The sequence below is a fragment of the Nonlabens spongiae genome (genome assembly GCF_002117125.1).
Lineage (GTDB): Bacteria > Bacteroidota > Bacteroidia > Flavobacteriales > Flavobacteriaceae > Nonlabens > Nonlabens spongiae.
Genome location: NZ_CP019344.1, coordinates 1,300,301 through 1,325,338, shown reverse-complemented (window position 1 = coordinate 1,325,338; position 25,038 = coordinate 1,300,301). Strand labels below are relative to the sequence as shown.

The 25,038-nt window shown below is 39.3% G+C and carries 28 protein-coding genes; 17 read left to right on the top strand and 11 right to left on the bottom strand.

The features are described 5' to 3' along the window. Positions 1–21: 21 nt before the first annotated feature. The 4 genes from BST97_RS06045 to porX form a co-directional block, all read right to left on the bottom strand. Entirely contained in the window at positions 22–393 is a 372-nt protein-coding gene (locus tag BST97_RS06045) for a hypothetical protein (RefSeq protein ID WP_085766390.1), read from the bottom strand. An 18-nt stretch (positions 394–411) separates the two neighbouring features. Next, on the bottom strand, positions 412–1,611 hold the full coding sequence (locus tag BST97_RS06040) for an alanine dehydrogenase (RefSeq protein WP_085766389.1): 1,200 nt from the start codon (positions 1,609–1,611) through the stop codon (positions 412–414). Positions 1,612–1,692: 81 nt separating this feature from the next. Next, positions 1,693–2,094 (bottom strand): tRNA (adenosine(37)-N6)-threonylcarbamoyltransferase complex ATPase subunit type 1 TsaE, encoded by a 402-nt coding sequence (tsaE, locus tag BST97_RS06035; RefSeq protein WP_085766388.1) that lies wholly within the window; start codon positions 2,092–2,094, stop codon positions 1,693–1,695. A gap of 1 nt (position 2,095) precedes the next feature. Continuing rightward, positions 2,096–3,646, bottom strand: a complete 1,551-nt coding sequence (gene porX, locus BST97_RS06030) for a T9SS response regulator signal transducer PorX (protein ID WP_085766387.1) — start codon at positions 3,644–3,646, stop codon at positions 2,096–2,098. Positions 3,647–3,676: 30 nt separating this feature from the next. Here porX and BST97_RS06025 point away from each other — a divergent pair, with 30 nt between their 5' ends. The 13 genes from BST97_RS06025 to BST97_RS05965 all read left to right on the top strand — a co-directional run bounded on the left by BST97_RS06025 (position 3,677) and on the right by BST97_RS05965 (position 15,943). Beyond that, positions 3,677–4,900: an HD domain-containing protein gene (locus BST97_RS06025; protein WP_085766386.1), complete on the top strand. Its 1,224-nt coding sequence runs from the start codon at positions 3,677–3,679 to the stop codon at positions 4,898–4,900. Between the two features lie 23 nt (positions 4,901–4,923). Then, a complete protein-coding gene (lpxD, locus tag BST97_RS06020) occupies positions 4,924–5,943 on the top strand; it encodes a UDP-3-O-(3-hydroxymyristoyl)glucosamine N-acyltransferase (protein ID WP_085766385.1) in 1,020 nt (339 codons plus the stop codon). Continuing rightward, positions 5,940–7,343: a bifunctional UDP-3-O-[3-hydroxymyristoyl] N-acetylglucosamine deacetylase/3-hydroxyacyl-ACP dehydratase gene (locus BST97_RS06015; protein WP_085766384.1), complete on the top strand. Its 1,404-nt coding sequence runs from the start codon at positions 5,940–5,942 to the stop codon at positions 7,341–7,343. Before lpxD ends, BST97_RS06015 begins: the two co-directional genes overlap by 4 nt. Further along, positions 7,340–8,125 carry an acyl-ACP--UDP-N-acetylglucosamine O-acyltransferase gene (gene lpxA, locus BST97_RS06010; RefSeq protein ID WP_085766383.1) on the top strand — a complete coding sequence of 262 codons (786 nt, stop codon included), beginning with the start codon at positions 7,340–7,342 and terminating at the stop codon, positions 8,123–8,125. The genes BST97_RS06015 and lpxA overlap by 4 nt, the downstream gene beginning before the upstream one ends. 12 nt (positions 8,126–8,137) lie before the next feature. Continuing rightward, on the top strand, positions 8,138–8,704 hold the full coding sequence (gene efp / locus BST97_RS06005; RefSeq protein WP_085766382.1) for an elongation factor P: 567 nt from the start codon (positions 8,138–8,140) through the stop codon (positions 8,702–8,704). Further along, the gene (locus BST97_RS06000) at positions 8,704–9,483 is read left to right on the top strand and encodes a class I SAM-dependent methyltransferase (RefSeq protein ID WP_085766381.1); all 780 of its coding nucleotides are present in this window, start codon (positions 8,704–8,706) and stop codon (positions 9,481–9,483) included. Before efp ends, BST97_RS06000 begins: the two co-directional genes overlap by 1 nt. A gap of 2 nt (positions 9,484–9,485) precedes the next feature. Beyond that, positions 9,486–10,430: a UDP-3-O-(3-hydroxymyristoyl)glucosamine N-acyltransferase gene (locus tag BST97_RS05995; protein ID WP_085766380.1), complete on the top strand. Its 945-nt coding sequence runs from the start codon at positions 9,486–9,488 to the stop codon at positions 10,428–10,430. Between the two features lie 77 nt (positions 10,431–10,507). Further along, positions 10,508–10,882: a nuclear transport factor 2 family protein gene (locus BST97_RS05990; protein WP_085766379.1), complete on the top strand. Its 375-nt coding sequence runs from the start codon at positions 10,508–10,510 to the stop codon at positions 10,880–10,882. 25 nt (positions 10,883–10,907) lie between these two features. Next, positions 10,908–11,780 (top strand): succinate--CoA ligase subunit alpha, encoded by an 873-nt coding sequence (sucD, locus tag BST97_RS05985; RefSeq protein ID WP_085766378.1) that lies wholly within the window; start codon positions 10,908–10,910, stop codon positions 11,778–11,780. Between the two features lie 33 nt (positions 11,781–11,813). Then, positions 11,814–12,350, top strand: coding sequence for a hypothetical protein (locus tag BST97_RS05980; protein ID WP_085766377.1), 537 nt, complete (start codon positions 11,814–11,816; stop codon positions 12,348–12,350). Continuing rightward, entirely contained in the window at positions 12,350–13,096 is a 747-nt protein-coding gene (gene fabG / locus BST97_RS05975) for a 3-oxoacyl-[acyl-carrier-protein] reductase (protein WP_085766376.1), read from the top strand. The genes BST97_RS05980 and fabG overlap by 1 nt, the downstream gene beginning before the upstream one ends. Positions 13,097–13,106: 10 nt before the next feature. After that, a complete protein-coding gene (locus BST97_RS05970) occupies positions 13,107–15,122 on the top strand; it encodes a hypothetical protein (RefSeq protein ID WP_085766375.1) in 2,016 nt (671 codons plus the stop codon). A gap of 5 nt (positions 15,123–15,127) precedes the next feature. Next, entirely contained in the window at positions 15,128–15,943 is an 816-nt protein-coding gene (locus BST97_RS05965; protein ID WP_085766374.1) for a prohibitin family protein, read from the top strand. Between the two features lie 3 nt (positions 15,944–15,946). Here BST97_RS05965 and BST97_RS05960 read toward each other — a convergent pair whose 3' ends face one another. Then, positions 15,947–16,411, bottom strand: a complete 465-nt coding sequence (locus tag BST97_RS05960; protein ID WP_085766373.1) for a hypothetical protein — start codon at positions 16,409–16,411, stop codon at positions 15,947–15,949. Positions 16,412–16,465: 54 nt separating this feature from the next. Between BST97_RS05960 and panB the strand changes: the two genes are divergently transcribed. The 3 genes from panB to BST97_RS05945 all read left to right on the top strand — a co-directional run bounded on the left by panB (position 16,466) and on the right by BST97_RS05945 (position 19,601). Next, on the top strand, positions 16,466–17,284 hold the full coding sequence (gene panB, locus BST97_RS05955; protein WP_085766372.1) for a 3-methyl-2-oxobutanoate hydroxymethyltransferase: 819 nt from the start codon (positions 16,466–16,468) through the stop codon (positions 17,282–17,284). 155 nt (positions 17,285–17,439) lie between these two features. Continuing rightward, the gene (gene murA / locus BST97_RS05950) at positions 17,440–18,762 is read left to right on the top strand and encodes a UDP-N-acetylglucosamine 1-carboxyvinyltransferase (protein ID WP_085766371.1); all 1,323 of its coding nucleotides are present in this window, start codon (positions 17,440–17,442) and stop codon (positions 18,760–18,762) included. A gap of 227 nt (positions 18,763–18,989) precedes the next feature. Continuing rightward, positions 18,990–19,601 carry a hypothetical protein gene (locus tag BST97_RS05945; protein WP_085766370.1) on the top strand — a complete coding sequence of 204 codons (612 nt, stop codon included), beginning with the start codon at positions 18,990–18,992 and terminating at the stop codon, positions 19,599–19,601. Here the strand turns inward: BST97_RS05945 and BST97_RS05940 are convergent. Continuing rightward, positions 19,592–20,179: a pseudouridine synthase gene (locus tag BST97_RS05940; protein ID WP_262497064.1), complete on the bottom strand. Its 588-nt coding sequence runs from the start codon at positions 20,177–20,179 to the stop codon at positions 19,592–19,594. The genes BST97_RS05945 and BST97_RS05940 overlap by 10 nt on opposite strands. 127 nt (positions 20,180–20,306) lie before the next feature. Beyond that, positions 20,307–20,855, bottom strand: a complete 549-nt coding sequence (locus BST97_RS05935) for a hypothetical protein (protein ID WP_085766368.1) — start codon at positions 20,853–20,855, stop codon at positions 20,307–20,309. 276 nt (positions 20,856–21,131) lie between these two features. Here BST97_RS05935 and BST97_RS05930 point away from each other — a divergent pair, with 276 nt between their 5' ends. Further along, positions 21,132–22,328 (top strand): IS256 family transposase, encoded by a 1,197-nt coding sequence (locus tag BST97_RS05930; RefSeq protein ID WP_085766367.1) that lies wholly within the window; start codon positions 21,132–21,134, stop codon positions 22,326–22,328. A 122-nt stretch (positions 22,329–22,450) separates the two neighbouring features. Here BST97_RS05930 and BST97_RS05925 read toward each other — a convergent pair whose 3' ends face one another. The 4 genes from BST97_RS05925 to BST97_RS05910 form a co-directional block, all read right to left on the bottom strand. After that, positions 22,451–22,984: a WG repeat-containing protein gene (locus BST97_RS05925; RefSeq protein ID WP_085766366.1), complete on the bottom strand. Its 534-nt coding sequence runs from the start codon at positions 22,982–22,984 to the stop codon at positions 22,451–22,453. 253 nt (positions 22,985–23,237) lie between these two features. Continuing rightward, complete coding sequence (locus BST97_RS05920) at positions 23,238–23,486, bottom strand: hypothetical protein (RefSeq protein ID WP_085766365.1); 249 nt, start codon at positions 23,484–23,486, stop codon at positions 23,238–23,240. A gap of 191 nt (positions 23,487–23,677) precedes the next feature. Further along, positions 23,678–24,322 (bottom strand): hypothetical protein, encoded by a 645-nt coding sequence (locus BST97_RS05915; protein WP_085766364.1) that lies wholly within the window; start codon positions 24,320–24,322, stop codon positions 23,678–23,680. Between the two features lies 1 nt (position 24,323). Beyond that, positions 24,324–24,827, bottom strand: a complete 504-nt coding sequence (locus BST97_RS05910) for an RNA polymerase sigma factor (protein ID WP_085766363.1) — start codon at positions 24,825–24,827, stop codon at positions 24,324–24,326. Positions 24,828–25,038: the final 211 nt, after the last annotated feature.

Here is a 25,038-nt window from a genome sequence, read left to right as displayed (position 1 = left end):
CGTTTGGGGTGTAACCAAAAATTACTTTTTCAAAACCTCCTCAACCCTCAAAAACCGATCGCAATTTTGCACCCATAGGGCGGTATTTTTAAGTTCTTGTCTACCAGATACGTGGTAAAATTTGCAGGGCATGGTGTCTGTATGGGATTTTGAGAAATCCACGTCACCGTACTTAAGGATCATTTGAATGCTCAAAGTATCGAGTTCTTGGTTTTTGAGCATTTCGCGTACTTCTGGAGATAGTCTAACAGATTTTCTCTGGAAATCAGAAAGCACACGATCTTCGGGCAGCCAGGTGCATTGCGTGCGTTTACCAGTTAGGAAAAAAGCAAGGAATACCAATCCTATCGCAAAACCTCCCATATAATAACCTAATCGCTGTCCGAATTTCATCCTGAATCTCTTTGACTTTTAAAAGATCAGCAAATTTACGTCGCTGCTAGGTATGTCAAACCATTGCCCTATAGATTTATTTGTTAGGATGCCATGGTATAAATAAACTCCGCACTTGAGACCTTTATCCATACGTATCGCATGCTCGATGCCTCCTTCCTCAGCAATTTTCAAAAGGTAGGGCGTGAACATATTGCTCAAGGATATAGAAGCTGTTTTAGAATATCGACTGGGTAAATTAGGTACGCAGTAATGGGTCACTCCCAGTTTTGTGAAGGTAGGTTTGTCGTGGCTGGTAATTTCACTAGTTTCAAAACAGCCTCCCATATCGATACTCACGTCGATGATCACGCTGCCTTCTTTCATATTCTCAACCATAGTTTGAGAGACAACGACTGGAGCACGGTTTTCGCCTGCAAGCGCACCAATGGCAACATCACAGCGCATCAGAGCTTTGAGTAAATATTTAGGTTGAATCGTAGAGGTGTACAGTTGCTGGCTCACGCGCGTTTGTAAATTCCTCAGTTTTGAAATGCTGTTATCAAAAACGCGCACACTCGCACCAAGTCCCAAAGCGGTTCTGGCGGCAAATTCCCCAACCGTTCCAGCACCTAAAATCACAACCTCAATAGGAGGGACTCCCGTAATATTCCCAAATAACTGACCAGTTCTATTTTTTCCAGACGACAAGAGTTCAGATGCGATTAAAACAGAAGCGATACCAGAAATCTCGCTCAGAGCATTCACTGCCGAAAACCTTCCTTCATCATCAACGATAAATTCAAAGCCTAGAGCGGTAATTTTCTTTTTTGAAAGTTGGGTAAAGTATTCCTTGTTCCGAGTCTTCAGCTGGACAGTAGAAATTAAAACCGTTTGAGGTTTGATCAGTTTGATTTCTTCCAGAGAAGGCGGTGCTACCTTGAGGATCATTTGGCAAGAAAAAACCTTTGCGGTATCGCTGGTTAGTTCTGCGCCTGCTTCGTTATATTGTTCATCTGTAAAGCTACTGCCTTCACCAGCTCCCTTTTCAACAATAATGCGATGCCCGTGTGCAGTGAGTGCGGCGACAGCGTCTGGAGTGAGGCAGACTCTTTTTTCTTGATGCTGGGTTTCTTTTGGAATACCTATAAAAAGATCTTGCTTGTCTCTCATTATCTCAAGACGTTCTTCTTGAGGAATGAGCTCATCTTTTGTAAATGGTGAGGAAAGAGACATCATAAATCAGGTCGGGTTAGTTACCAGATTTAAATGTAAGAAAAATGAACGTATGCAGAGGCTTGAAATAATTTTGTTTTCGCTTTAAGCGAAAACGAGCCTTCTACGATCAGCGTCAACTATTTCAATCTCTACGACATGATGTTGATCCAGCAAATCCATGGCAAGTTCTGGCCACTCGATCAATTTCAACGCCTTTCGATCCAGGTAATCTTCCATGCCTATACCGTACAACTCTTCTTTGGACTCCATACGGTACAAGTCAAAATGCAAAATATCTTCAGATTTACCTTGATGCTCATTAACCAAACTAAACGTAGGAGAGGAGATTTCTCCCTCGACACCCAGTTCTTTACAAAGAGTCTTAATTAAGGTAGTTTTTCCCGCTCCAATGGGCGCCTTGAAGATAATTGTATCGTGAACCCGATTTTTTAGAATGGTTTCAGATACGTTATCAATTTCGCTTAAAGCGTAATTCATTTCCATATTATCGTGGATCAAAAACTGCAAAAGGGATCAACATCTCTTCAAGGGAAACTCCACCATGCTGGTAGGTGTTGCGGTAGTAGCTCACGTAGTGATTGTAATTGTTAGGGTAGGCAAAGAAATAATCACCTTTTGCAAAGATGAAGCTGCTGCTCATATTAATCTTAGGTAACTTGATGGTCGACGGATCTGTTGCGGCGACAACCTCTTTGTCCTCATAGGTAAGGCTGCGACCGGTTTTGTATCTCAAGTTCAAACTGGTGTTTTTATCTCCGATCACCTTGCTGGGCGTGGTCACGTTAATGGTACCATGATCAGTAGTTAGAATCAGTTTGAACCCCAATTCTTGAGCACGCTGAATGATTTCCAAAAGTGGCGAATTCTTAAACCAACTCAAAGTAAGCGAGCGATAGGATTTATCTGTGCTTGCGAGGTCTTTAATGACTTCCATTTCTGTTTTGGAATGCGATAACATGTCCACAAAGTTGTAGACTACTACCGTAAGATCGTTGTCTTTTTGTGATTTGAAATTTTCGGCCAGTTTGCGGCCTTTACTTTCACTTGTAATTTTATGATACTGGTGTTTGATGTTCAATCTTAACCTCTGCAATTGAGCCGTTAGGAACTCGTCTTCATGCATGTTTTTACCCCCTTCATCCGTATCATCCAGCCATAAATTAGGATGTCTCTTTTTCATATCTTCAGGCATCAGGCCTGAGAAAATAGCATTACGAGCATATTGAGTCGCGGTGGGCAAAATCGAGCTATAGGTTAGCTCTTCATTTTTCTTGTAGTGATTGTTGATAATGCTCTCAAAGACTTTGAATTGATCGTATCTCAGATTATCGATTACAACAAAAAGAACAGGTTGTTTCTCCTTAAGGTGAGGCATGACCTTCTTGCGGAATAGCTGGTGACTCATAATGGGAGAATCAGCCCCTTCTTCAAACCAGTCTACATAATTCTTATCGATGAATTTACTGAACTGCTGATTTGCCTCTGATTTTTGAGCCTTTAAAATCTCGAGCATACCGGTATCATCTATATCCTCGAGCTCCAGTTCCCAATATAGTAGGCGTTGATACAATTGCACCCATTCTTCATAAGAGTTGACCATGCTTAAGTCCATGGCGATTTTACGGAATTCCCGCTGGTAATCGCTTAAGGTTTTTGCATTGACTAATTTGGAGTGATCCAAGTTCTTTTTGAGCGAAAGCAGAATTTGGTTGGGATTGACCGGTTTGATGAGGTAATCTGCAATTTTAGAACCTATGGCTTCGTCCATTATATATTCTTCCTCACTTTTGGTAATCATGATTACCGGGAGCGTTGCCTGCTTTTCCTTAATTTCATGAAGCGTTTCAAGTCCAGTGAGTCCCGGCATGTTTTCATCCATCAAGACCAGGTCGTAGTTGACTTCGTCAATTTTTTCTAGTGCTTCAGACCCACTTATACAAGTATCGATGGTATATCCTTTCTTTTCTAAAAACATGATGTGTGGTTTCAGAAGGTCCACCTCATCATCTACCCACAATAATCTGATCTCTGCCATATAAGTATCTTTGTATTAAACCGCGCTCTGTTGAAAAAGCATAACAAACTTAAAATTTTAAACGATCCCATTTACGGATTTATTTCCGTGCCCAGTGAGGAGATTTATCAACTCATCGAGCATCCGTACTTTCAGCGATTGCGTCGCATCACACAAATGGGATTGAGTTATCTCGTTTATCCTGGAGCTCATCACACCCGTTTTCATCACGCCTTGGGATGTTTGCATCTTATGCAAAAAGCAGTCCAAGTGCTTCGCTCAAAAAGGGTTGCAATTTCTGATGCTGAGGAAGATGCGCTTTACAAAGCCATTTTGTTACATGACATAGGTCACGGCCCGTTCTCCCATGCACTTGAAAATAGGATCGTTAAGGACGTTTCCCACGAGGAGATTTCACTAAGTTTTATGGAGGCGCTCAACCTTGAGTTTAACGGAAGTTTAACCATGGCGATTCAAATCTTCAAGGGGAAATACCACCGCCCATTTATGCTGGAGCTTATCTCCAGTCAGCTTGATATAGATCGTATGGATTATCTCAAGCGCGACAGTTTTTATACCGGCGTGGCCGAAGGTAATATTAACAGCCAGCGACTAATTGCGATGCTCAATGTGATTGATGATCAACTTGTCGTTGAAGAAAAAGGGCTGTACAGCGTCGAGAATTTTCTCTCGGGCCGCAGGCTTATGTACTGGCAAGTGTACTTACACAAAACGGGAATAGGAGCAGAACATCTGTTGCAATCCTTTATTCAAAGAGCATTGGAATTAATTGCTCAGGGAATCTCCGTGTCGTTGCCAGATACGCTCAAATTTTTTCTTACCAGCAGAAATCTAGATTTCAAAAATGCTCGAGTTTTGGATCGGTTTGCACTTCTTGATGATTCCGATGTCATTATGGCACTTAAAATGAATCGCAATCACAAAGACTTTGTTTTGAGCGAATTGTCTAAAATGATTCTTGAAAGAGAGCTCCTGAAAATTAAGTTCACCAAGAAACAGACCAGTCCTGAAAAAGTGGAAAAGAAAAAGCAGAAACTTCAGCAGCAATACGGTATAAGTGATCATGAGAGTAGCTACTTTGTGTTTACTGGGCAGGTTACTAATTCCGCTTACGCGAAAGCGAAACCCATAAAAATCCTTTCCAAATCAGGAAAACTTACCGAATTGATCAAAGCAGGAAAAGAGGAAAGTTTCAAGGCGCTAGCAAATTCTGTAACAAAATACTACTGCTGCTTTCCCAAAATTAGGGATTGATATAAATTAGTACTTTTGCTCGCATGAAATTTAGCGTAGGTCAAATTGCAGAAGCCTTGAATGGAAAAGTGGAAGGAAATCCTGAAGAGGAGGTATTTACTTTATCTAAAATTGAGGAAGCAGAAAAGGGTAGTCTATGTTTTCTTTCAAATCCTAAATACTTCCATCACATCAGTACCACAGGTGCCACTGCGGTAATCGTAGATGATCAATTCAAATCAGAGGAAAAGCTCGACTGTACGCTCATTAGAGTAGATGATGCTTATGCAAGCTTCACTCAAATTTTAAAGATGGTGAATGAGGTGCGTTCCCGCAAAGAAGGAATCGAGCCTCAAAGTTTTATTCATGATACAGCTGAGTATGGTGAGTCTCTCTATCTTGGAGCATTTGCTTACGTGGGTAGTAATGTCAAATTGGGTAATCGGGTGAAAATTTACCCGCAAGCCTATGTGGGAGATAATGTGACCCTAGGAAATGATGTTGTCATTCAAGCTGGTGTTAAGATCATGCCTGACTGCATAATCGGTGACCGTGTGGTCATTGAGGCTGGCAGTATCATAGGAGCAGATGGTTTTGGGTATATACCTCAAGAAGATGGCAGTTACGACAAAATACCTCAAATAGGAAATGTAATCATTGGAAATGACGTGAACATAGGGGCTCTAACGACTATCGATCGCGCGACTATGGGTAGTACTGTAATTAAGGACGGTGTTAAATTAGATAACCAGATTCAAATAGGTCACAACGTAGAGATTGATAAACATACCGCCATTGCAGCCCAAACGGGCATCGCAGGTAGTAGCAAAGTCGGTAAATTTTGCCGCATAGGCGGTCAAGTGGGGATCGCAGGTCACCTTAAGGTTGGGGATAAAGTTGGAATCCAAGCGCAAAGCGGTATAGGAAGTAATATAAAAGATGGAAGTGCAATTCAAGGGTCTCCTGCCTTCAACATAGGTGATTATAATAGATCCTATGTGTATTTTAAAAATCTTCCAAAACTGGAAAAACGCTTAACTGATTTAGAGAAAAAACATTCATGATAGTAGAAGAATTCAAACAAACTACCATTGAGAATGAGGTGTCGCTTTCTGGAGTGGGACTTCACACAGGTCAAGAGGTGAAGCTTGTATTTAAACCAGCGCCTGCTGAACATGGCTACGCTTTTAAGAGAATTGACTTAGAAGGTGAGCCTGTCGTTGAAGCTCAAGCGGGCTTTGTGACAGATACAAAGAGAGGCACTACTTTAGACAAGAATGGTGTGCAAATCAATACCTGTGAGCACGTTCTCGCCGCCCTAGTCGGATTAGAAATTGACAATTGTCTCATAGAGATCGATAGTAGTGAGCCACCTATTATGGATGGTTCCTCAAAATATTTTATTGAGGCTATCTCTAAAGCTGGTATTAAGGAACTAGACGCGTTACGCACAGAGTTTGTAGTTAAAGAGGTTATATCATACCGTGATGAAGAATCAGGTAGTGAGGTCATGATTATGCCTAGCGACAAGTATCAGGTTACTACGATGGTAGACTTTGGGACAAAAGTTTTAGGGACTCAAAATGCAACGCTGGAAAACCTGAGTGATTTTAAAGATGAAATCGCAGATGCCAGAACCTTTAGTTTTCTTCATGAAATAGAAATGCTCTTAGAGCATGGCTTGATTAAGGGTGGAGATCTCAATAATGCGATCGTCTATGTAGACAAAGAGCTTTCTGAAAAAACAACGGAAAGTCTTAAAAAAGCATTCAATAAAGACAACATAACCATTAAACCAAATGGTATTCTGGATAATTTGACGTTGCATTATCCTAACGAGGCTGCTCGTCATAAGCTGCTAGATGTGGTGGGTGACTTAGCACTTATAGGATATAGATTAAGAGGAAAAGTGATCGCCACAAAACCAGGACATTTTGTGAATACCCAGTTTGCTAAAAAAGTGAGTAAGATCATTAAAAAGGAGATTAGGGATAACGTGCCAGTTGTAGATGCTGCAAAGCCTCCACTTATGGACGTTTGCAAGATAATGGATGTTCTCCCTCATAGGCCACCATTCCTTCTCGTGGATAAAATCCATGAGCTGAATGAAAAAACAGTAATTGGCTCTAAAGGAGTCACAATGAACGAGCCTTTTTTCGTAGGTCATTTCCCAGGTCAGCCAGTAATGCCAGGAGTGTTAATTGTTGAAGCGATGGCGCAAACGGGTGGTATTTTAGTATTGAGTACAGTTCCCGACCCAGAGAATTACTTAACATTCTTCATGAAAATGGATAATGTCAAATTTAAAAGAAAAGTTGTTCCAGGTGATATGCTCATATTTAAATGTGATTTAATTAGCCCTATAAGAAGAGGTATCGCCCATATGCAGGCATACGCATATGCAAATGGTACATTGTGTGCTGAGGCAGAACTTATGGCTCAAATTTCAAAAGTTAAAGAATGAATCAACCATTAGCATACGTACATCCTGGAGCAAAAATCGCTAAAAATGTAGTGATCGAACCATTCACTACGATACATAACGATGTAGTAATAGGAGAAGGTACATGGATCGGTTCAAATGTGACAATTATGGAAGGTGCTCGTATCGGGAAAAATGTAAATATTTTTCCTGGAGCGGTAATAAGTGCTATTCCACAAGATAAAAAATTTGAAGATGAGGATACGGTGACCATCATTGGCGATAATACCACAATAAGAGAATGTGTTACGATCAACCGTGGAACCAGTGATCGTAAAAAAACGGTAATCGGCAAAAACTGCTGGATTATGGCTTATTGTCACATTGCTCATGATTGTATCATAGGTGACCATTGTATATTTTCAAACAATAGCACTTTAGCAGGTCATATAACGGTGGGTGATCACGTTGTTCTTGCTGGTATGGCGGCTGTTCAACAGTTTTGTCAAATAGGCGCCCATTCTTTTGTTACTGGAGGTTCATTGGTTCGTAAAGATGTACCGCCCTTTGTAAAAGCCGGTCGTGAACCTTTGAGCTATGTAGGTATTAACTCAGTGGGATTGCGACGTCGTGGATTTGAACTTGAGAAGATCAGGGAGATTCAAGATATCTTCAGAATCCTATATCAAAAAAATTATAATGTCTCTCAAGCGGTGGATATAATCGAAGCTGAAATGAGCGCTACTCCAGAAAGAGACGAGATCTTATTATTCATTAAAAACTCAAAACGAGGTATCATGAGAGGATACATCGGTAGCAATTAAGAAATAGAAAAAATGGCTAGTACAAGTGATATCAGAAAAGGGTTATGTATAAGATACAACCACGATATATTTAAAATTATTGAATTCCTTCATGTAAAACCAGGTAAGGGTCCTGCTTTTGTTAGAACTAAGTTGAAATCAGTTACAACTGGTAAGGTTATAGATAATACATTTTCTGCCGGTCATAAGATTGAAGATATACGAGTAGAGACTCATTCTTTTCAGTATTTGTATAAAGAAGGCGATTTATATCATTTCATGAATCAAGAGAATTATGAGCAAATCACACTTCCAGAATCCTCTTTAGATGCGCCAGACTTGATGAAAGAGGGCGAAGTTGTGAGCATTCAAATAAACACTGAAGATAATTCTCCTCTTTCTGTAGATATGCCCCAGTACGTAGTTCTTGAAGTAACTGCTACTGAACCTGGAGTAAAAGGTAATACAGCTACTAATGCCACTAAACCTGCAACAGTCGAGACAGGTGCAAGAGTTAACGTTCCTTTATTCATTAATGAAGGGGATATCATTAGGATAGATACTGAAAAAGGTGCTTATCAAGAAAGGATGAAGCAATAATGGCAAAGAAGAAAGAAAGAACCCTAGAAGAAATTGTTGCCCTTGAGGCAAAAATTCATAATGAAGGTTCTCTGGATCGCACTAGAATACGCAAACTAAGAAGGCATGCGTTTTACTATTCATATCAGCGTGAGAAGAAGATTTTTGATCAATTAATTAAGGATACTTTTCATAATAAGAATATCCTTGAAATAGGTTCTCACAGCTGGATTTCTTGGATAAAGGATAGAGCTGTGCCTAAGAAATTGACTTGTATCAATATCAGCGAGAAGGAATTACAAACTGGTAAAGATTACGCTCCTAACGTATCCTACCCAGTAGAATTTCATCTCATGGACGCAAACAATCTCACATTTCCTGACGAGACTTTTGATGTTGTATACGGTGGCGCGATTTTACATCATCTAGATATTGAAATGTCAGTAGGCCATATTCATAGAGTGTTGAAGCCTGGAGGTAAGATTATTTTTCTCGAACCGTTGAACATGAACCCATTGTACAAACTTTGGAGAAAATTGAATCCAAAAGAGCGCACACCAGATGAGCATGCTTTAGTAACTAAAGATTTTAAATTTATAAGGTCAAAGTTCACTTTTGATCATTACTTTTTTGATTTTTTCAGTGTGTTCACAGGTTTTGCATCTCTAAAGATTTACGGCGATAAAAATTATGACAATTGGTTGAATAAACTAGGTCATAAACTCGATGTCAGTATCTCTAAAATTGACTTCCTACATCCACTCTTTGCTCGTACTATAATTTACGGTGAGAAAAAATAAAATTGAAATTCCCTAAACCACATACCTTAAAAGAAATTGCGACTATTATTAGTTGTGATTTTGTAGGAGCCTCTGATTTTCCAGTACTGGGAATGAATGAAATTCACGTGGTCACACCTGGTGATATCGTATTTGTGGATCATCCTAAGTACTACGATAAAGCTTTGGAAAGTGCAGCTACCGTAGTTTTGATCAATAAGAAGGTAGAGTGTCCCGAGGGAAAGGCTTTGCTGATCTCTGATGATCCTTTTCGCGATTTTAATAAATTAACGAGTTATTTTAAACCTTTTACCGCTTTCGCGAAAGCGGAACTCTCTAAAAATTCCATCCACAAATCGGCAATTGTTCATCCTAATGCAGTGATAGGTAACAATGTCAAAATAGGAGCAAATAGTATTATTCACGCCAATGTAGTCGTGGGTGATGATTGTATAATCGGCAATAACGTTATTGTACAGTCAGGTACGGTTTTGGGCGGAAACGCATTTTATTACAAGAAAAGAGAATCAGGATATGATCGCCTACTTAGTGGAGGTAGAGTAGTTCTTGAGGATGAAGTAGATCTGGGAGTCAATTGTACCATTGATAGGGGAGTTACAGGGGATACTATCATAGGTAAAGGTTCAAAGTTAGATAATCAAGTTCAAATAGGTCATGATACCGTTCTAGGCCAGCGGGTTCTCATTGCTAGCCAAACTGGAATAGCTGGATGTGTTGTAGTAGGAGATGATGTGACCATATGGGGACAAGTAGGGATCACAAGCGGAATCACAATAGGAGACAGAGCCGTTATATCAGCTAAGGCTGGTGTGAGTAAGTCTCTTGAGGGCGATAAAAGCTACTTTGGGATACCTGCAGATGATTTCCGTTCAAAGTATAAAGAGATCGCAAGCATTCGTAAAATTCCTGAGCTGATAAAGAGATTGGATGATTTTGCAAAAGATTAGCTTATAATCCATAAAAAGAAGTCATTAAAGGCTTGTCTGTACTTTGCAAACTGATTAATTTTATCAAAATTTTTTAAATGTCAGTAAAGGCAAAAAAAATCGTCAAAAAGTTTTTGGACTCAGACGTTTTTGTTAATAGAAATCTGTTTCAAGATTTTTTCCACAAGGAGTTGAAAGTCTTCTGGCACGCCAGCAGCGGTTATCGTGAATATGACTATAATGATTATCATAGATTGAGTCAATCTACCGCAAGTTTTTACGACAGTATGAGGTGTGAAATTTCCCACATGATCAGTGATAAGAATGAAGTTGCTGCTCGCTTCACTGTATTTGTGAAAACTATTGAAAACCCTAATGAGGAAGTTCCAGTAGGATATTTTATATCTATTTTTAAATTGGATGATGAAAAAATTGTTGAAATACATCAAACCAGTCATCCAAGTCAATATTAAATTCAGAAAAATTAAAATAAATTAAATGAGCGTTTTAGTAAACAAGGATTCTAGAATTATTGTTCAAGGTTTCACCGGTAGTGAAGGTACATTTCACGCCGGGCAAATGATTGATTATGGAACTAATATAGTAGGAGGTGTAACGCCAGGAAAAGGTGGTCAAGAACATTTGGGCAAGCCAGTGTTTAATACTGTTCAAGAAGCTGTTGAAAAAGCAAATGCTGATGTTACGATCATTTTTGTACCGCCCGCTTTTGCTGCTGATGCTATCAAAGAGGCCGCTGATGCAGGGATCAAAGTTATTATAACTATAACTGAGGGTATTCCCGTAGCTGATATGGTAAAGGCAGCAGATTATATTAAAGATAAAGATTGTAGATTAGTAGGACCTAACTGTCCTGGAGTAATTACACCAGAAGAAGCAAAAGTGGGTATCATGCCTGGTTTTGTATTTAAAAAAGGTAAAATAGGTATCGTTTCTAAATCAGGAACACTCACTTACGAGGCTTCTGATCAAGTGGTAAAACAAGGTCATGGAATTTCAACTGCTATTGGTATAGGAGGAGATCCTATCATAGGTACCACCACTAAAGAAGCGGTTGAATTATTTATGAATGATCCTGAAACAGATGCAATTGTAATGATCGGAGAGATAGGTGGACAGCTAGAAGCTGATGCTGCTCGATGGATTAAAGAAACCGGTAATAAAAAACCAGTGATTGGTTTTATAGCTGGTGAAACCGCTCCAGCCGGTCGTACTATGGGACATGCTGGTGCAATTGTAGGAGGTGCAGAAGACACTGCGCAGGCAAAAAAGGCTATCATGAAAGAGTGTGGCATCCATGTAGTGGATTCTCCAGCTGAAATTGGTAAGAAAGTAGCAGAGGTGCTAGGGTAACCCCCCTTATCCAGTACCTTTAATTTTATAATTATGAATCAAATAACCCTAAACATGGATACTGCAGTTAAAATGAAATTGCATTATCAAGAAGAGTATACCCGTACTCTAAAGAAGCTCAAAGAGCTTAAACAAGTACTGGATGACTTAAACGACGTCGATACTAAATCGATCACCTCTAACGCTGATGCTTTAACTACGCAGACTTTTACCTCTGCTGATAATTCAGAGACTGCCGAAATACCTCGACAAAAGCGCAAGTATAAGAAACGTGCTGGAGGAAAAAATAAATGGCAAAATTTTATTACCTCAAGGTTGAAGGCTACTCAGACTCCTTTGTCTTATGATGATATGACAAATCATGCCATTGCAATAATGAAACTAGACCCCTCTGATTTCAAGAAGACTCGCAGCAATATTGTGGCGGCAGCTTTTCAAATGCGTAAAAATCTGGGTGAAATTGATACCTATGCCATCAAAGGTTCTCGTACAAAATACATGGGCTTTACTGATTGGTTTGAAAGAGAAGGATTGCTCAAAGTGGAATACGCAGAAAAAATAAATCCTTAATGAAACTTTTAGAAGGTAAAAACGTAATTATCACCGGTGGAAGTCGCGGGATAGGAAAAGGTATTGTGCAGGTGTTTGCAGAACATGGAGCAAATGTTGCCTTTACATATGCCAGTTCTGAAGGTCCAGCCCTTGAGCTAGAAAAGCAAATATCTGCTATGGGCGTGAAGGCTAAGGCGTTTAAAAGTAATGCTGCCGATTATGACGATGCGCATAATTTTGTGAGTCAGGTCCTCGAACATTTTGAATCCATTGATGTGTTGATCAATAACGCGGGTGTAACAAAAGATAATTTGTTAATGCGCTTGTCAGAGGATGATTTTGACAAAGTCATTGAGATCAATCTAAAGTCAGTCTTTAACATGACTAAAGCTGTTCAACGCACCATGCTCAAGCAACGTAAGGGTAGCATCATCAATATGAGTAGCGTAGTTGGAATTAAAGGGAATGCTGGACAAACTAATTATGCGGCTTCTAAGGCCGGTATCATAGGTTTCAGTAAATCTGTAGCATTGGAATTGGGCTCACGCAACATAAGATGTAATAGTATTGCTCCAGGATTTATTGAAACGGAAATGACAGGAGCTTTAAATGAAGAAACAGTTCAAGGTTGGAGGAATGCTATACCATTGAAACGTGGTGGAACTCCTGAAGACGTGGCAAACGCATGTGTTTTCTTGGCGAGCGATCTTTCAGCTTATGTGACTGGGCAGACCCTCCACGTGGATGGCGGAATGCTTACCTAAATATTGATTAATGACCGTATTGTGGATACTCATTGCCGCTCTTGTGGCTGCTTTCATAGCTTTCTTTCAATACGGTTCATTTTTTTCTAAAAATAAAACTACCTCCTGGGGCTTCGGAGTTTTAAGATTCTTTACGGTTCTGACCATTCTATTACTACTTCTATTACCAGTATTCAGGTCAACAGAATATGAAACAGAATTGCCTAAGCTTATTATCTTAGCTGACGATTCTGAATCGGTAGAATATCTTTCACAAACTGATAATTTAAAGCAAGATTTCCGAGATCTGATTGCTAATAATGACCTCAGCGAGCGATTTGATGTGAATCCTTTTTCCTTTGATTCATATCTTAAACCCGCCAACTCTTTAACCTTAAGGGGTAAACAAAGCGATTTACAAAATGCCCTATCTGAAATTCTCAACCTTTATAAAGATGATCAAAAGGCGATCGTAGTTCTTAGTGATGGAATTCAAAATAGTGGAACTAGTTATGAGTATCTTAATCTACCAACTAACACAAAACTCTACCCGATAGTCTATGGTGATACCACAAGATATGCTGATCTTGAAATAACGCAGATCAATTTAAATCGGTATTCTTACCTCAATAATGAATTTCCAGTTGAAGCTATCGTAAACTATTCTGGAGAAGATCCCGTACGTTCACGATTCACGGTTTCTGAAGGGAATGAAATCTTATATTCTCAAGATCTAAGTTTTGGTGCAAATTCAGATTCTGAAATCATCAATTTTGAATTGAAAAGTACATCAGTAGGACTCAAATCCATGAGGGCTCAAGTCACTCCTTTGGATAACGAGAAGAATAAGGAAAATAACTCCAGATCTTTTGCAGTAGAAGTTATTGATGAGCAAGCCAAAATTCTCATTCACGCCAGCGCTCCGCATCCAGATCTCGGAGCCTTGAAAAAGGCTATCCAATCCAATCCACAGCGATCTGCTGAAATCTTATTCGGTTCTCAGGAAGCTGATTACAATGCTTATAACCTTGTAATCCTTTATGGGGTAGATTCGGCTTTTTCTTCTAGAATAGATCGGCTTAATGAATCTGGACTAAATGCATGGTTCATTTTAGGAAAGAATTCTAGGCTGGATATTTTAAACCAGAGCTTGCCAGAAATCAATATCGAAGAAAACATTGAGACTGATGAAGTTCAGCCGTTAATCAATTTCAGTTATTCTAACTTCAATCTTGAAGAATTTGATTATGGCGATTACCCACCAGTAGAAACTCCTTATGGCAGCTGGAGTTTTAATACGCCGGTTGACGTTCTCGTTTATAAAAAAATATCTGGAATTGAAACAGATCAACCTTTCTGGTTTACTTATGAATCGGGAAGCCGTAGAATTGCCGTAAGTGCCTTAAACGGTTTGTGGCGATGGAGGTCACAAGCTTATCTTGAGAATAAAAACTTTGAGGATTTTGACGATCTTGTCAATGGACAAATTCAATACCTCGCCAGCAATCAGTTGCGTAATAGATTAACTGTGGACGCGCCGGCTATCTTTGAACAGACAAACGTCATTAAAATCGAAGCGAATTATCTAGATAAGAATTATCAATTTGATAATAACGCAGTTCTGGATCTTAAAATTGTCATGGAAGAGAACGACTCTACATTTACAAGACCTTTTGTTCTGGCGGGATCTCTTTTTCAGGTGGACCTGGCTGGTCTTGATGCGGGCTCTTACAAATATACGGTTAGTGTACAGAATGAGAATCTGACAAGAACTGGCTTTTTTGAGGTAATGGATTTTAACCCTGAACAAACCACCACTACAGCTTACGCTCAAGGTTTTGAAAAACTGGTAGGGTCTCAGAATGTTTATTATCAAGGCGATTTAGATAAAGTGATTGATGCCTTAAGTAGTGATCAGATAGCACGACCTATAGAAAGGAAGAAATTTGCCTATCTCGGGCTTATCGATTTTGAATACCTTATGATTCTGCTCGGCTTATTGCTAGGAGCTGAGTGGTTTTTAAGAAAATATAACGGATTAATTTAAGTAAAATGGAAAAGTTAAGTAAAGCAGCAATTTTTGCGATAGTTGCGTTGGTCATCGTTTTGATCGTAATTTTTAAAAGTTCAGTAGTCATAGAAGCTGGACAGGCAGGAGTTCTGTTCAAGCCTTTTGGTGAAGGTGTTGAAAAAGATGCTACGTACGGAGAAGGGTTTCACATCATCGCGCCGTGGAATGACATGATCATTTTCCCTGTGAGACAGTTGTCTAAAAGTGATAAGATGCGTGTTCTTTCCGTAAACGGTCTCGAAGTAACTGTAGATGCTACCGTGTGGTACCAGCCAGAATATGATAGATTGCCCTACTTGTATCAAGAAAAGGGAATCAATTATGAAGATAATATCTTGGAGCCAGCAATTAGTGCCGCGGCACGTAGCGTTGTGGGCCGCTACACTCCTGAACAATTGTATTCTAGTAAGCGTGACGTGATTCAAAGTGAGATTCTTGAAGAAGCGCGCAAAGAGTTGGAAAGCCAATACGTCCAAGTGAATCGAGTACTTGTAAAAGATGTTACGCTGCCGCCTAAAATTAAGGAAGCTATTGAGCGTAAACTCAAGCAAGAGCAAGAAGCGCTAGAGTATGAATTTAGATTGACTAAAGCCAGCAAAGAGGCCGAGCGTCAAAAAATCGATGCAGAAGGTAAAGCAGTTGCAAACCAAATTCTAAGCGCTTCCCTAACTGACAAGATTTTGACCGAAAAAGGAATAGAAGCCACCCTTAAACTTGCCGAAAGCCCTAATAGCAAAGTTATTGTTGTGGGAGGCGGTGAAAATGGTGGACTACCTATTATCCTAGGCAATCAGTAAAACCTAGTTGTAAACGCGTGAGTCTGCGATGGAAGAAATCTTCCAGCCTTCTCGGGTGCGCAACATTACAAAAATATTAGTACCGCTATGTGATTTTTGTCCATTCACCATAAAGGTGTAGGGCATGCTTACCGTGGCGGTATTTACAGTTTTAAGCACCTGCAGCTCGCCCAGCTGTTCCTCAAATTTTACCGTTTCTGGAATAGAGGCGATACCTTTCAGGAAACTATTAATATTATCGTGACTGGGTTTTAACTGATTACCTCTCTTGAGCAAGCTATGGAGCTGGGCTTCTGGCAAGAACATAGTCTTTAGACTGGTCGTGTCTTGCTCGTGGAATTTTTCAAAGAATTCTTGCACGATTTCCTTAGGATCTGTGATTTGAGAAATTGGTTTATCGGTTTGTTGAGGGTACGCTTTCGCGAAAGCGAGAACCATAAAAATTACAGTTAATAGATGCTTTTTCATAATCGTATGGGTTGCATCTGTAATATTAGTATTTTTACTTTTTAAATCACAATTATGTCCGTTGCCAAAAAGCAATACAAGCGTATTACCGTTAAATCCCTGACTGAAATGAAGTCGCATGGTGAGAAGATTTCCATGCTCACGGCTTATGATTACACGATGGCAAAAATTATAGATAGCGCCGGGATCGATGTATTACTTGTGGGAGATAGTGCAAGTAACGTGATGGCAGGGCATGAAACGACCTTACCGATTACCCTAGATCAAATGATCTATCACGCAAGTAGTGTAGTGCGAGGTGTGGAACGTGCTCTAGTGGTGGTGGATCTGCCTTTTGGAAGTTATCAAAGTGATCCCAAAGAGGCTTTACGCAGCGCGATACGTATCATGAAGGAAAGTGGTGGGCACAGTGTTAAACTAGAAGGCGGCCGTGAGGTAAAGGAATCGATCAAACGTATTCTCCACGCTGGTATTCCCGTAATGGGACATCTGGGACTTACACCGCAGTCGATCTACAAATTTGGTACATACACGGTGCGCGCAAAAGAAGAAGCAGAGGCTGAGAAACTGATTGAAGATGCACAAGCACTCGAGCGCTGGGGTTGTTTTGCCTTAGTTCTAGAAAAAGTACCAGCAGCTTTAGCTCAAAAGGTAGCTGAGCAACTTACCATTCCTGTTATAGGAATAGGTGCTGGTAGTGGGGTAGATGGCCAGGTACTGGTATCTCATGACATGTTTGGGATGACTCATGAATTCAACCCTAGATTCTTAAGAAGGTATCTAAATCTTTATGAAGATATGGGCAATGCAGTAGGTCAGTATGTCAAAGATGTGAAGTCAGTTGATTTCCCAAATGATGAAGAGCAGTATTAAGAACTGCTTGAAGCATTTGACTCCATTTATTTATTCAATTATTTGCTGTCTCGGTTTTCCTTGAAAACTGTTAATATTCTGTGTAAACAATTGGCTCAATACCGCGTGAGAGCTGTTGTAGTTTCCTATTTTTAGGTTCCAGAGAAAACCGAAATATGGGAACTTTTATCATAGAAGGAGGACACCAACTTAAAGGTGATATTCAACCTCAAGGAGCTAAAAACGAAGCCTTACAAATACTTTGTGCCGTGTTGCTTACCGATCAACCGGTAGAGATCAATAACGTTCCAGACATTATTGATGTCAATAAGCTCATCGACTTGCTGAATCATCTTGGCGTGAAAGTGACTAAAAACGGTCCAGAATCCTACACGTTTCAAGCAGACAAAGTTGATCTAGATTTTCTGCAATCAGAAGAATACAAAACACTAGGTCGTGGCTTACGTGGTAGTATTATGTTAGTAGGACCGCTTTTGGCACGTTTTGGTAAAGGTTATATCCCAAGACCGGGCGGCGATAAAATAGGTCGTCGTAGGCTAGATACTCACTTTGAAGGATTCATTAAACTTGGTGCAAAATTCAGATACAACAGAGAGGAGTATTTCTATGGTGTAGAAGCAGATGAGCTCAATGGTGCTTACATGTTACTTGATGAGGCCTCGGTTACGGGTACAGCAAACATCGTTATGGCTGCAGTTCTCGCAAAAGGGGCAACCACTATTTACAACGCAGCCTGCGAGCCTTATCTACAGCAATTGTGTAATATGCTGGTAAGAATGGGTGCCAAAATAGACGGCATAGGATCCAACCTTCTTAAGATCGAAGGCGTCAAAAAACTTAAAGGAACTACCCATACCATTTTACCCGATATGATCGAGATCGGGAGCTGGATAGGTCTTGCCGCCATGACACGCAGCGAGATTACGATCAAAAATGTAAAATATGACGAGCTGGGCGTGATTCCTGCAACTTTCAGAAAACTGGGGATCACCATAGAACGCCAGGGTGACGATATATTCATACCAGCACACAATGACGGTTACGAGATCCAGAACTACATAGACGGTTCTATATTAACTATTGCAGATGCTCCATGGCCGGGCTTTACGCCAGATCTTTTGAGTATCGTTCTCGTAGTGGCGACTCAGGCGCGAGGAAGCGTGCTTATTCATCAAAAGATGTTTGAAAGCCGTCTTTTCTTTGTCGATAAGCTCATCGATATGGGTGCAAAAATTATTTTATGTGACCCGCATCGCGCGAGTGTGATAGGACATGATTTCAAGTCTAAACTCAAGGCGACCACCATGACCAGCCCGGATATCAGGGCGGGAATCTCGTTGTTAATCGCTGCTTTGAGTGCAAAGGGAACGAGTACCATCCACAACATTGAACAGATCGACCGTGGTTATCAAAATATAGATACTCGTTTAAGGAGAATAGGGGCAAAAATTACTAGATTGGGCAACGATAAGTCCTAGGTGTTTTTTGATGTTAAGAGTGTTGTTGGGGGTCTCGCTTTCCCTCGGTCGCCATAGGCTTGCCGACGGCACGACGCGAAAGCGTAACTAATAAAAGCCCGACCTCCACAGGAAAGTGGCTGCCGTTAACAAAGACTAACAGTCTTATCTATTGCTAATTGATTGATTATTTGTTATTTTGTAGCAACTGTTTGCGACAAAGGCAAAGTATTTGATAAGCTTTAGGTATGAAACGACTGTTTACATTCTTTTTTGTTCTTGCTTGTGCGTTCTCCTATGCTCAAGAGGAAATTCCTGAAAGCTCATCACGTAAGATAGAACCAGTTCCAGAAACGGAATCTGGCGGCTCTTTGCTGTTCCCAGAGAAGAAGGAAACTAAAATCTATCGCAGACCCAGCACGAAGCCTATGATCAGCATGAGACAAGAGACTGATCTTGTGGACCCGGGTATCCAATTTAAAAAACAGAAGTTTAAAAAAGACCGTCCCATGATGCCGGGCTTTAAAAGTGATACATTTCTGGGTGAGTTACGCACCGGTGAGATGATTTTGAAACTGGTCTGTCGTGATCACCAGTATGAAGATGGTGATCTGGTGCGCATATGGCAAGATGATAAAATTCTGGTTGAGGAGATTTATCTACGCAACGCTTTTCAAAGTGTCAACATAGAGTTGAAACCTGGCTTTAATAAATTGGAAATCGAGGCATTGAATCAAGGTGAGAGCGGCCCTAACACAGCAGAATTCAAAGTCATGGATAAAAAAGGAAATGTGATTCAGCAAAATGTCTGGAATTTGAGCGCTGGTGTAAAGGCGCTTCTTGTCGTCCTTCAGGAATAAGGTTCAACTTCCATCACTGTAGTTCCCATTAGCATATCTAGTTTATAATCTCCTATTCTTACACGCGCTAATCGCAGAACAGGTAGTCCCACGGCGCTGCACATTTTGCGCACTTGACGGTATTTTCCCTCAGTAATGGTGATGGAAATCCATGAAGTGGGACCATGCCTATCATTGCGTATGCGCTGTAGGGTGGCAGGTAGTTCAGGTGAATCTATACGTGCGACCTTGGCTGGTTGCGTTAAATATTTCTTACCGTTGAGTCCTATTTTAACGCCGCTTCTTAATTGTTCTAGAATCTCTTCATCAGGGATCCCGTCCAGTTGAGCATAATATTCCTTTTCAAATTCCCCAGATTTATTCACGTGATTGCTCCATTGTCCATCAGTAGTAATGAGTAGCAATCCTTCAGAATTTTCATCCAGCCTGCCGACAGCCATTACGCCTTCAGGAAAATCATACAACTCACCCAGAAACCTCTTTTTACGCAGTTGCTTCTCATCGTTTGAAGTAAACTGACTGAGCATTCTATAAGGTTTATAGATGAGAAAGTGGTAGTGTTTTTGGAACTTAGACAAGCGGATTTTTTTGCTTTAAAATTTTTTGCTAAGATCGGGATTGAAATAGGGAATCACGAAAATATTTTTGAAGCGTGTCTTTGTAGTTTTCAAGGGTGGGTTATTAACTACTTTGATCTTAATAGTTTTATTCAAAGATTTTTAAAAATCCAGCTAAAATCCCCCAAATAACTGCGTTTATCCCGATAACTAAGCCTACTATTGAGATCATTCTATCTCTTGTCGATATTGTTTCTTTGACTAGTACTTTCAGACTATTGGGATTAATCCGTTTCTGAAAGATTCTTTTAGAAATTAACATCGAATGCTTAGCAACTAACTCATTTTGATTCTTGAAACTCAAAAAGTATTTTCCACTTTTACTTATTTCAAATTGGTAATACTCCAATCCAAGGATTCCCTTTTTCCGAAAGCGATATTTAAATATAGGTTTATTCAGTTCTATCAGATTACCGCTGTCTGATTTTAATTCAGCGTCAAACTTCCCTTGATCGTTCACAAAACTAGCTCCCAAGATACAAATTGAGTATAGCCCAGTTGAGTGGAGTTGAATTTCATTGATCTCAGAGTTGAAGGTGAATTGATTTACACATTCATTGTTTCTTGATTTAATTAGAATCCAGATTGAGTAAGCCAGAATAATTACACCGGTTATTCCTATTAAAATAGATATCATCCTCATAGCTTTTTATCATTCAGTATGCTCAGAGTATGAAGCGGGAGTTGCATTTTCGCTAGATTGCGCAATTTATATTATTGGTTTTTGGTCTTTGAAAGTAAATTATTGTTTTGAATTTTGATTGTCGCGCAGAAAGCTTATAGCTACTGACGAGTGTGGATAAAGTACTAAATGAATCCTTAATAGGTCGTATCTCACAAACTGTGTAAGTAGTTAAAATAGGCTTGGGTCATGACCCAAGCCTATTTTATTTTAATTTTAAATTTTACACAGATGAACAAAGAAGATTTATTCAACGATGATTTTTTAAAGCAGTTCAAAACAGGAGATGAGCTCAATGATTTTTTAAAGCAACTTCAAAAGCGAGGTATTGAGAAGATGCTAGAAGGCGAGTTGGACGCTCATTTAGATTATTCTAAACACGAAAAAAGCCCAACAACAAATAAGCGTAATGGATACGGTACTAAAAAGGTAAAAACTGGCTTTGGAGAGTCAGAGATAAAAGTTCCAAGGGATCGAGACGCCTCCTTTGATCCGATGCTTGTTCCAAAACGTACCAGCATGGTAGATGGTATTGAAAATGTCATCGTATCTCTATACGCTAAAGGAATGAGCAATAGCGATATCGAAGAGCAGATAAGAGAGGTTTATAACTTTGACATATCGACAACTACCATATCTCGCATTACAGACCGTATAACCAATGATATAGTCGCCTGGCAGAACAGGCCATTGGAACCAGTATACTTAATCGTCTGGATGGACGGTATCGTATTCAAAGTACGTGAGAACTCTAAGGTTATCAACAAAACTGTTTACATAGCTGTAGGACTACGTAGAGATGGTAAAAAAGAGGTGTTGGGTCTATGGCTGGGCAAAAATGAGTCTGCCGCCTTCTGGATGAGCGTACTTACTGATATGAGAGCTCGTGGCGTAGAAGATCTCTTAATTACCGCTACGGACAACCTTAATGGTTTTACAGAGACTATTAAAAACGTTTTTCCAGAGTCCAAAACTCAAATCTGCGTGGTTCACCAAATCAGAAATGCCTGTAGATATGTAGTATGGAAAGATAAAAAAGCTTTTACCGCAGATATGAAGCAAATCTACAACGCTCCAACAAAACAAGCTGCCCAGGCTGCTCTTAAGGACTTTGCCGATAAATGGAACGACAAGTACTCTTATGCCGTTAAAAGCTGGTACGACAACTGGGAAGACCTTACCGTTTTCTTTGAGTTCCCTTTAGAGATCAGGAAGATCATCTACACCACCAACTTAATAGAAAACCTTAATGGAAAAATCAGAAAGTACACCAAGAACAAATTATCCTTCCCAACTGATGACGCAGTAATGAAATCTGTATATTTGGCCGTAAGGGAAGCCACAAAAAAATGGTCAATGCCCATCAGAAACTGGGGTATAGTGCTCAATCAGTTCCTGACTATTTATAAAGAAAGGGTTCAACTATAAACTAATTTAAAGTCAAACCCAAGCTTTTTTAACTTACACACTTTAAGGGATAGTGTCCCTTAATAAAATTTATCTCATGCTATAGAGTTTAAAAACCGTCGGTTTTTACCTCAGTTTATTCCTCAGTTTTCTATTATTTCATTCCCATTTTTATCTATAAAATACCAGTTATTTATCTCTAGCTTTTCAAGGGCGTTATTCCTTGTGATATTACCCTTTGAAACTCTAGCTTTTCCGTTCCGGAAACTTTCAGCATATTCAAATCTGGGTTCAATTATTGTTTTACCTTTATAATTAGCAAAACCAAATTTCCCATTCTCTTCAATTAATATCATTCCTTCTGATTCTTTTATTACTGAACCTTCTCCGTCCCATACTGCATTGAACAATTTTTTTTCATTCAAATCTATTCCGATAAGACCTTGTTTTTTATCATAAACTATTGCGTAATAAATAGCAGTGTCCGTAAAACATCTAACATACTTATCTAACGGAATTACAGTATCTCCTATTTGGTTTATGTATCCAGACTTGTATCCAAAAGGTTCGTGTTTGGAAACTTGGTCAAAGTTTTTAATCAGATGCCATTCCGATTTACCCGACTGACAACTAGTTACTATCAACAAGTTTAGTATTAGTAATAAGAATATCTTCATTTAAAATGTTGAACGTCAAACGCCTTAAGAGCGAGCGGCGTTCTTGCTGAGTCGCGTTATTGTTGGTATTATTTCTAGACTTAAAAGTAGGTAATAGTTTTGAAATTCGGTGGCCACACAGAGAGGTATTCGCTTCCGACGAGCGCAGGGAAAGGAATATCAGATGCGTTATAGAGCAGAATAGATAAGATGAAAAATAGATGGATTTAACTTTAATTCTAATAAGATAGCCTTTCTGGCAAATTTTGATCTTTTACTTGAGGTATAATTCTCTGAAATGCTCAAACCGCTTTCCTGGAAGTATCATTTTCCAAATGTCTTTTTTCTGAATAATTTTTTTATCCGCAAGTCTTTTTCCATCAGTATAAGTCCTGTAGACTAATGCATAAAAGAGCAATATTCCGACTAATAAAGTTCCGTTTATGAAGTCAGCTTTATTGAGCAAAAAAATAATTCCGAGTGGTACTAAAATCACCATGTAAAAGTTCAATAAATTTTTCATTTACGCGTGTTATAGGTTGTAAATAGCCCACCACATAAAGCGCAAGTGGCATTTTAGCTGGATCGCTTTAAAGTTGCTATCTATTTCTGGTGTCTAAAATAGGAATTTAGTTAAAAAAGCGCCCTTTGGAAAGTTGATATTTACAAGGGAGAAGCCCTTTTCTTTACACGAGCTGGATTAGTCTTTAGACCTTATTTCTGATACTCCTTGATTTGATCCAGTATTTCTGCTGACTTGAAAATAGGATCCCATTCATTGCCAGAGTAGAAAAATTCCCGAATCCTAGAGCTGCCGTTAACGTTATTGAGTTTTTTGTAAATCCAATAAGATAGATAACTCAGGGCCATGAATACTATCAAGTTAACTCCCCCATAGACAACTGGATTCTCTACTAATCCATCGATACTGATCCAGCATATAGACCAAAATGGCAATTGAAAAATTGCCCTATGGAGACTCTTAGAACTTGAGATCCTAAGCTGCGATAGCGTTTTTTGAGTAGACAGTACGCCCTCATCTCTTTTGATTTTTCCTATGAGATACAATTGGTAGACGTAAGCAAAAAGAATTGTTGTCATTATTAGAGCGATCGCTCCAAACCCTAATGTTACCAAGTAAGCCTCTGCGGTAAAAGCAATAAAAGTAATTACAATTAAAATTGCCGTGTAAGGTATTCCTATGATTAAAGCGGTCCATTTAGGTAGGTATAACCTATTTATCTGTTTATCAAGCTTAAGTTTTGAAACACTGACTGCGATTTCCTTATTGATTGCCAGCATGTCTTCAAGTTTTTGATCATGTGATTTCCAGATGTTCTGTAATTCTATGTTTTCCATGTTATTTGTTTTTAAAGTCGATGAATTTCTGTTTGAGTTTCTTTTTTATTCGAGAAGTTTTGGTTGTAACGTTAGTTTGAGATGTGTTGAGAATACCTGCGATTTCTTTGCTTTCTAAACCCTCTAGGTGCAAAAGGATTAGCGCTCGATCTATTTCTTTCAGTTCTTTGATAAATTTTCTTAGCAATTGTAAATTTTCATCTTCCTGATTTTGTTGATCCATACCAGCGATTTCCACGATCGGGTTAAAATCAACCGTCTTGTCCTTGCGTCTTTTATTTTTCCTGTAAAATGAGATGGAGGTATTCAAAGCAATTCTGTAGATCCAAGTTGACCATTTGTATTGACCGCTATACCTTTCAATGGACGTCCAGATCTGTATGGTGATTTCCTGAATCAGGTCATCTCTATCAGATTGATCAAAGCAGTAAGTGTTAGCTACCTTATAAATAATCCCTTTGTAATCCTCAAGAACCAATAGATATATTTTTTCCTTGTCCTTCAAACTAAATTCTGTTTACCTCATTATTCGCTACGAAAATCGATTTGTCACATTTATCGCATTTTTTTTTTGAAAATAAATCCAACTGATTATGTATGATATCGAGCAGAATGTAGGTGATCACTAGCAAAGGAGCTGATTTCACCTTAAAAATAAGGTTTTATAAAATGAAGAAATCTATAAACTCTCGACGCCCCAATGCATGGTTTGGAAC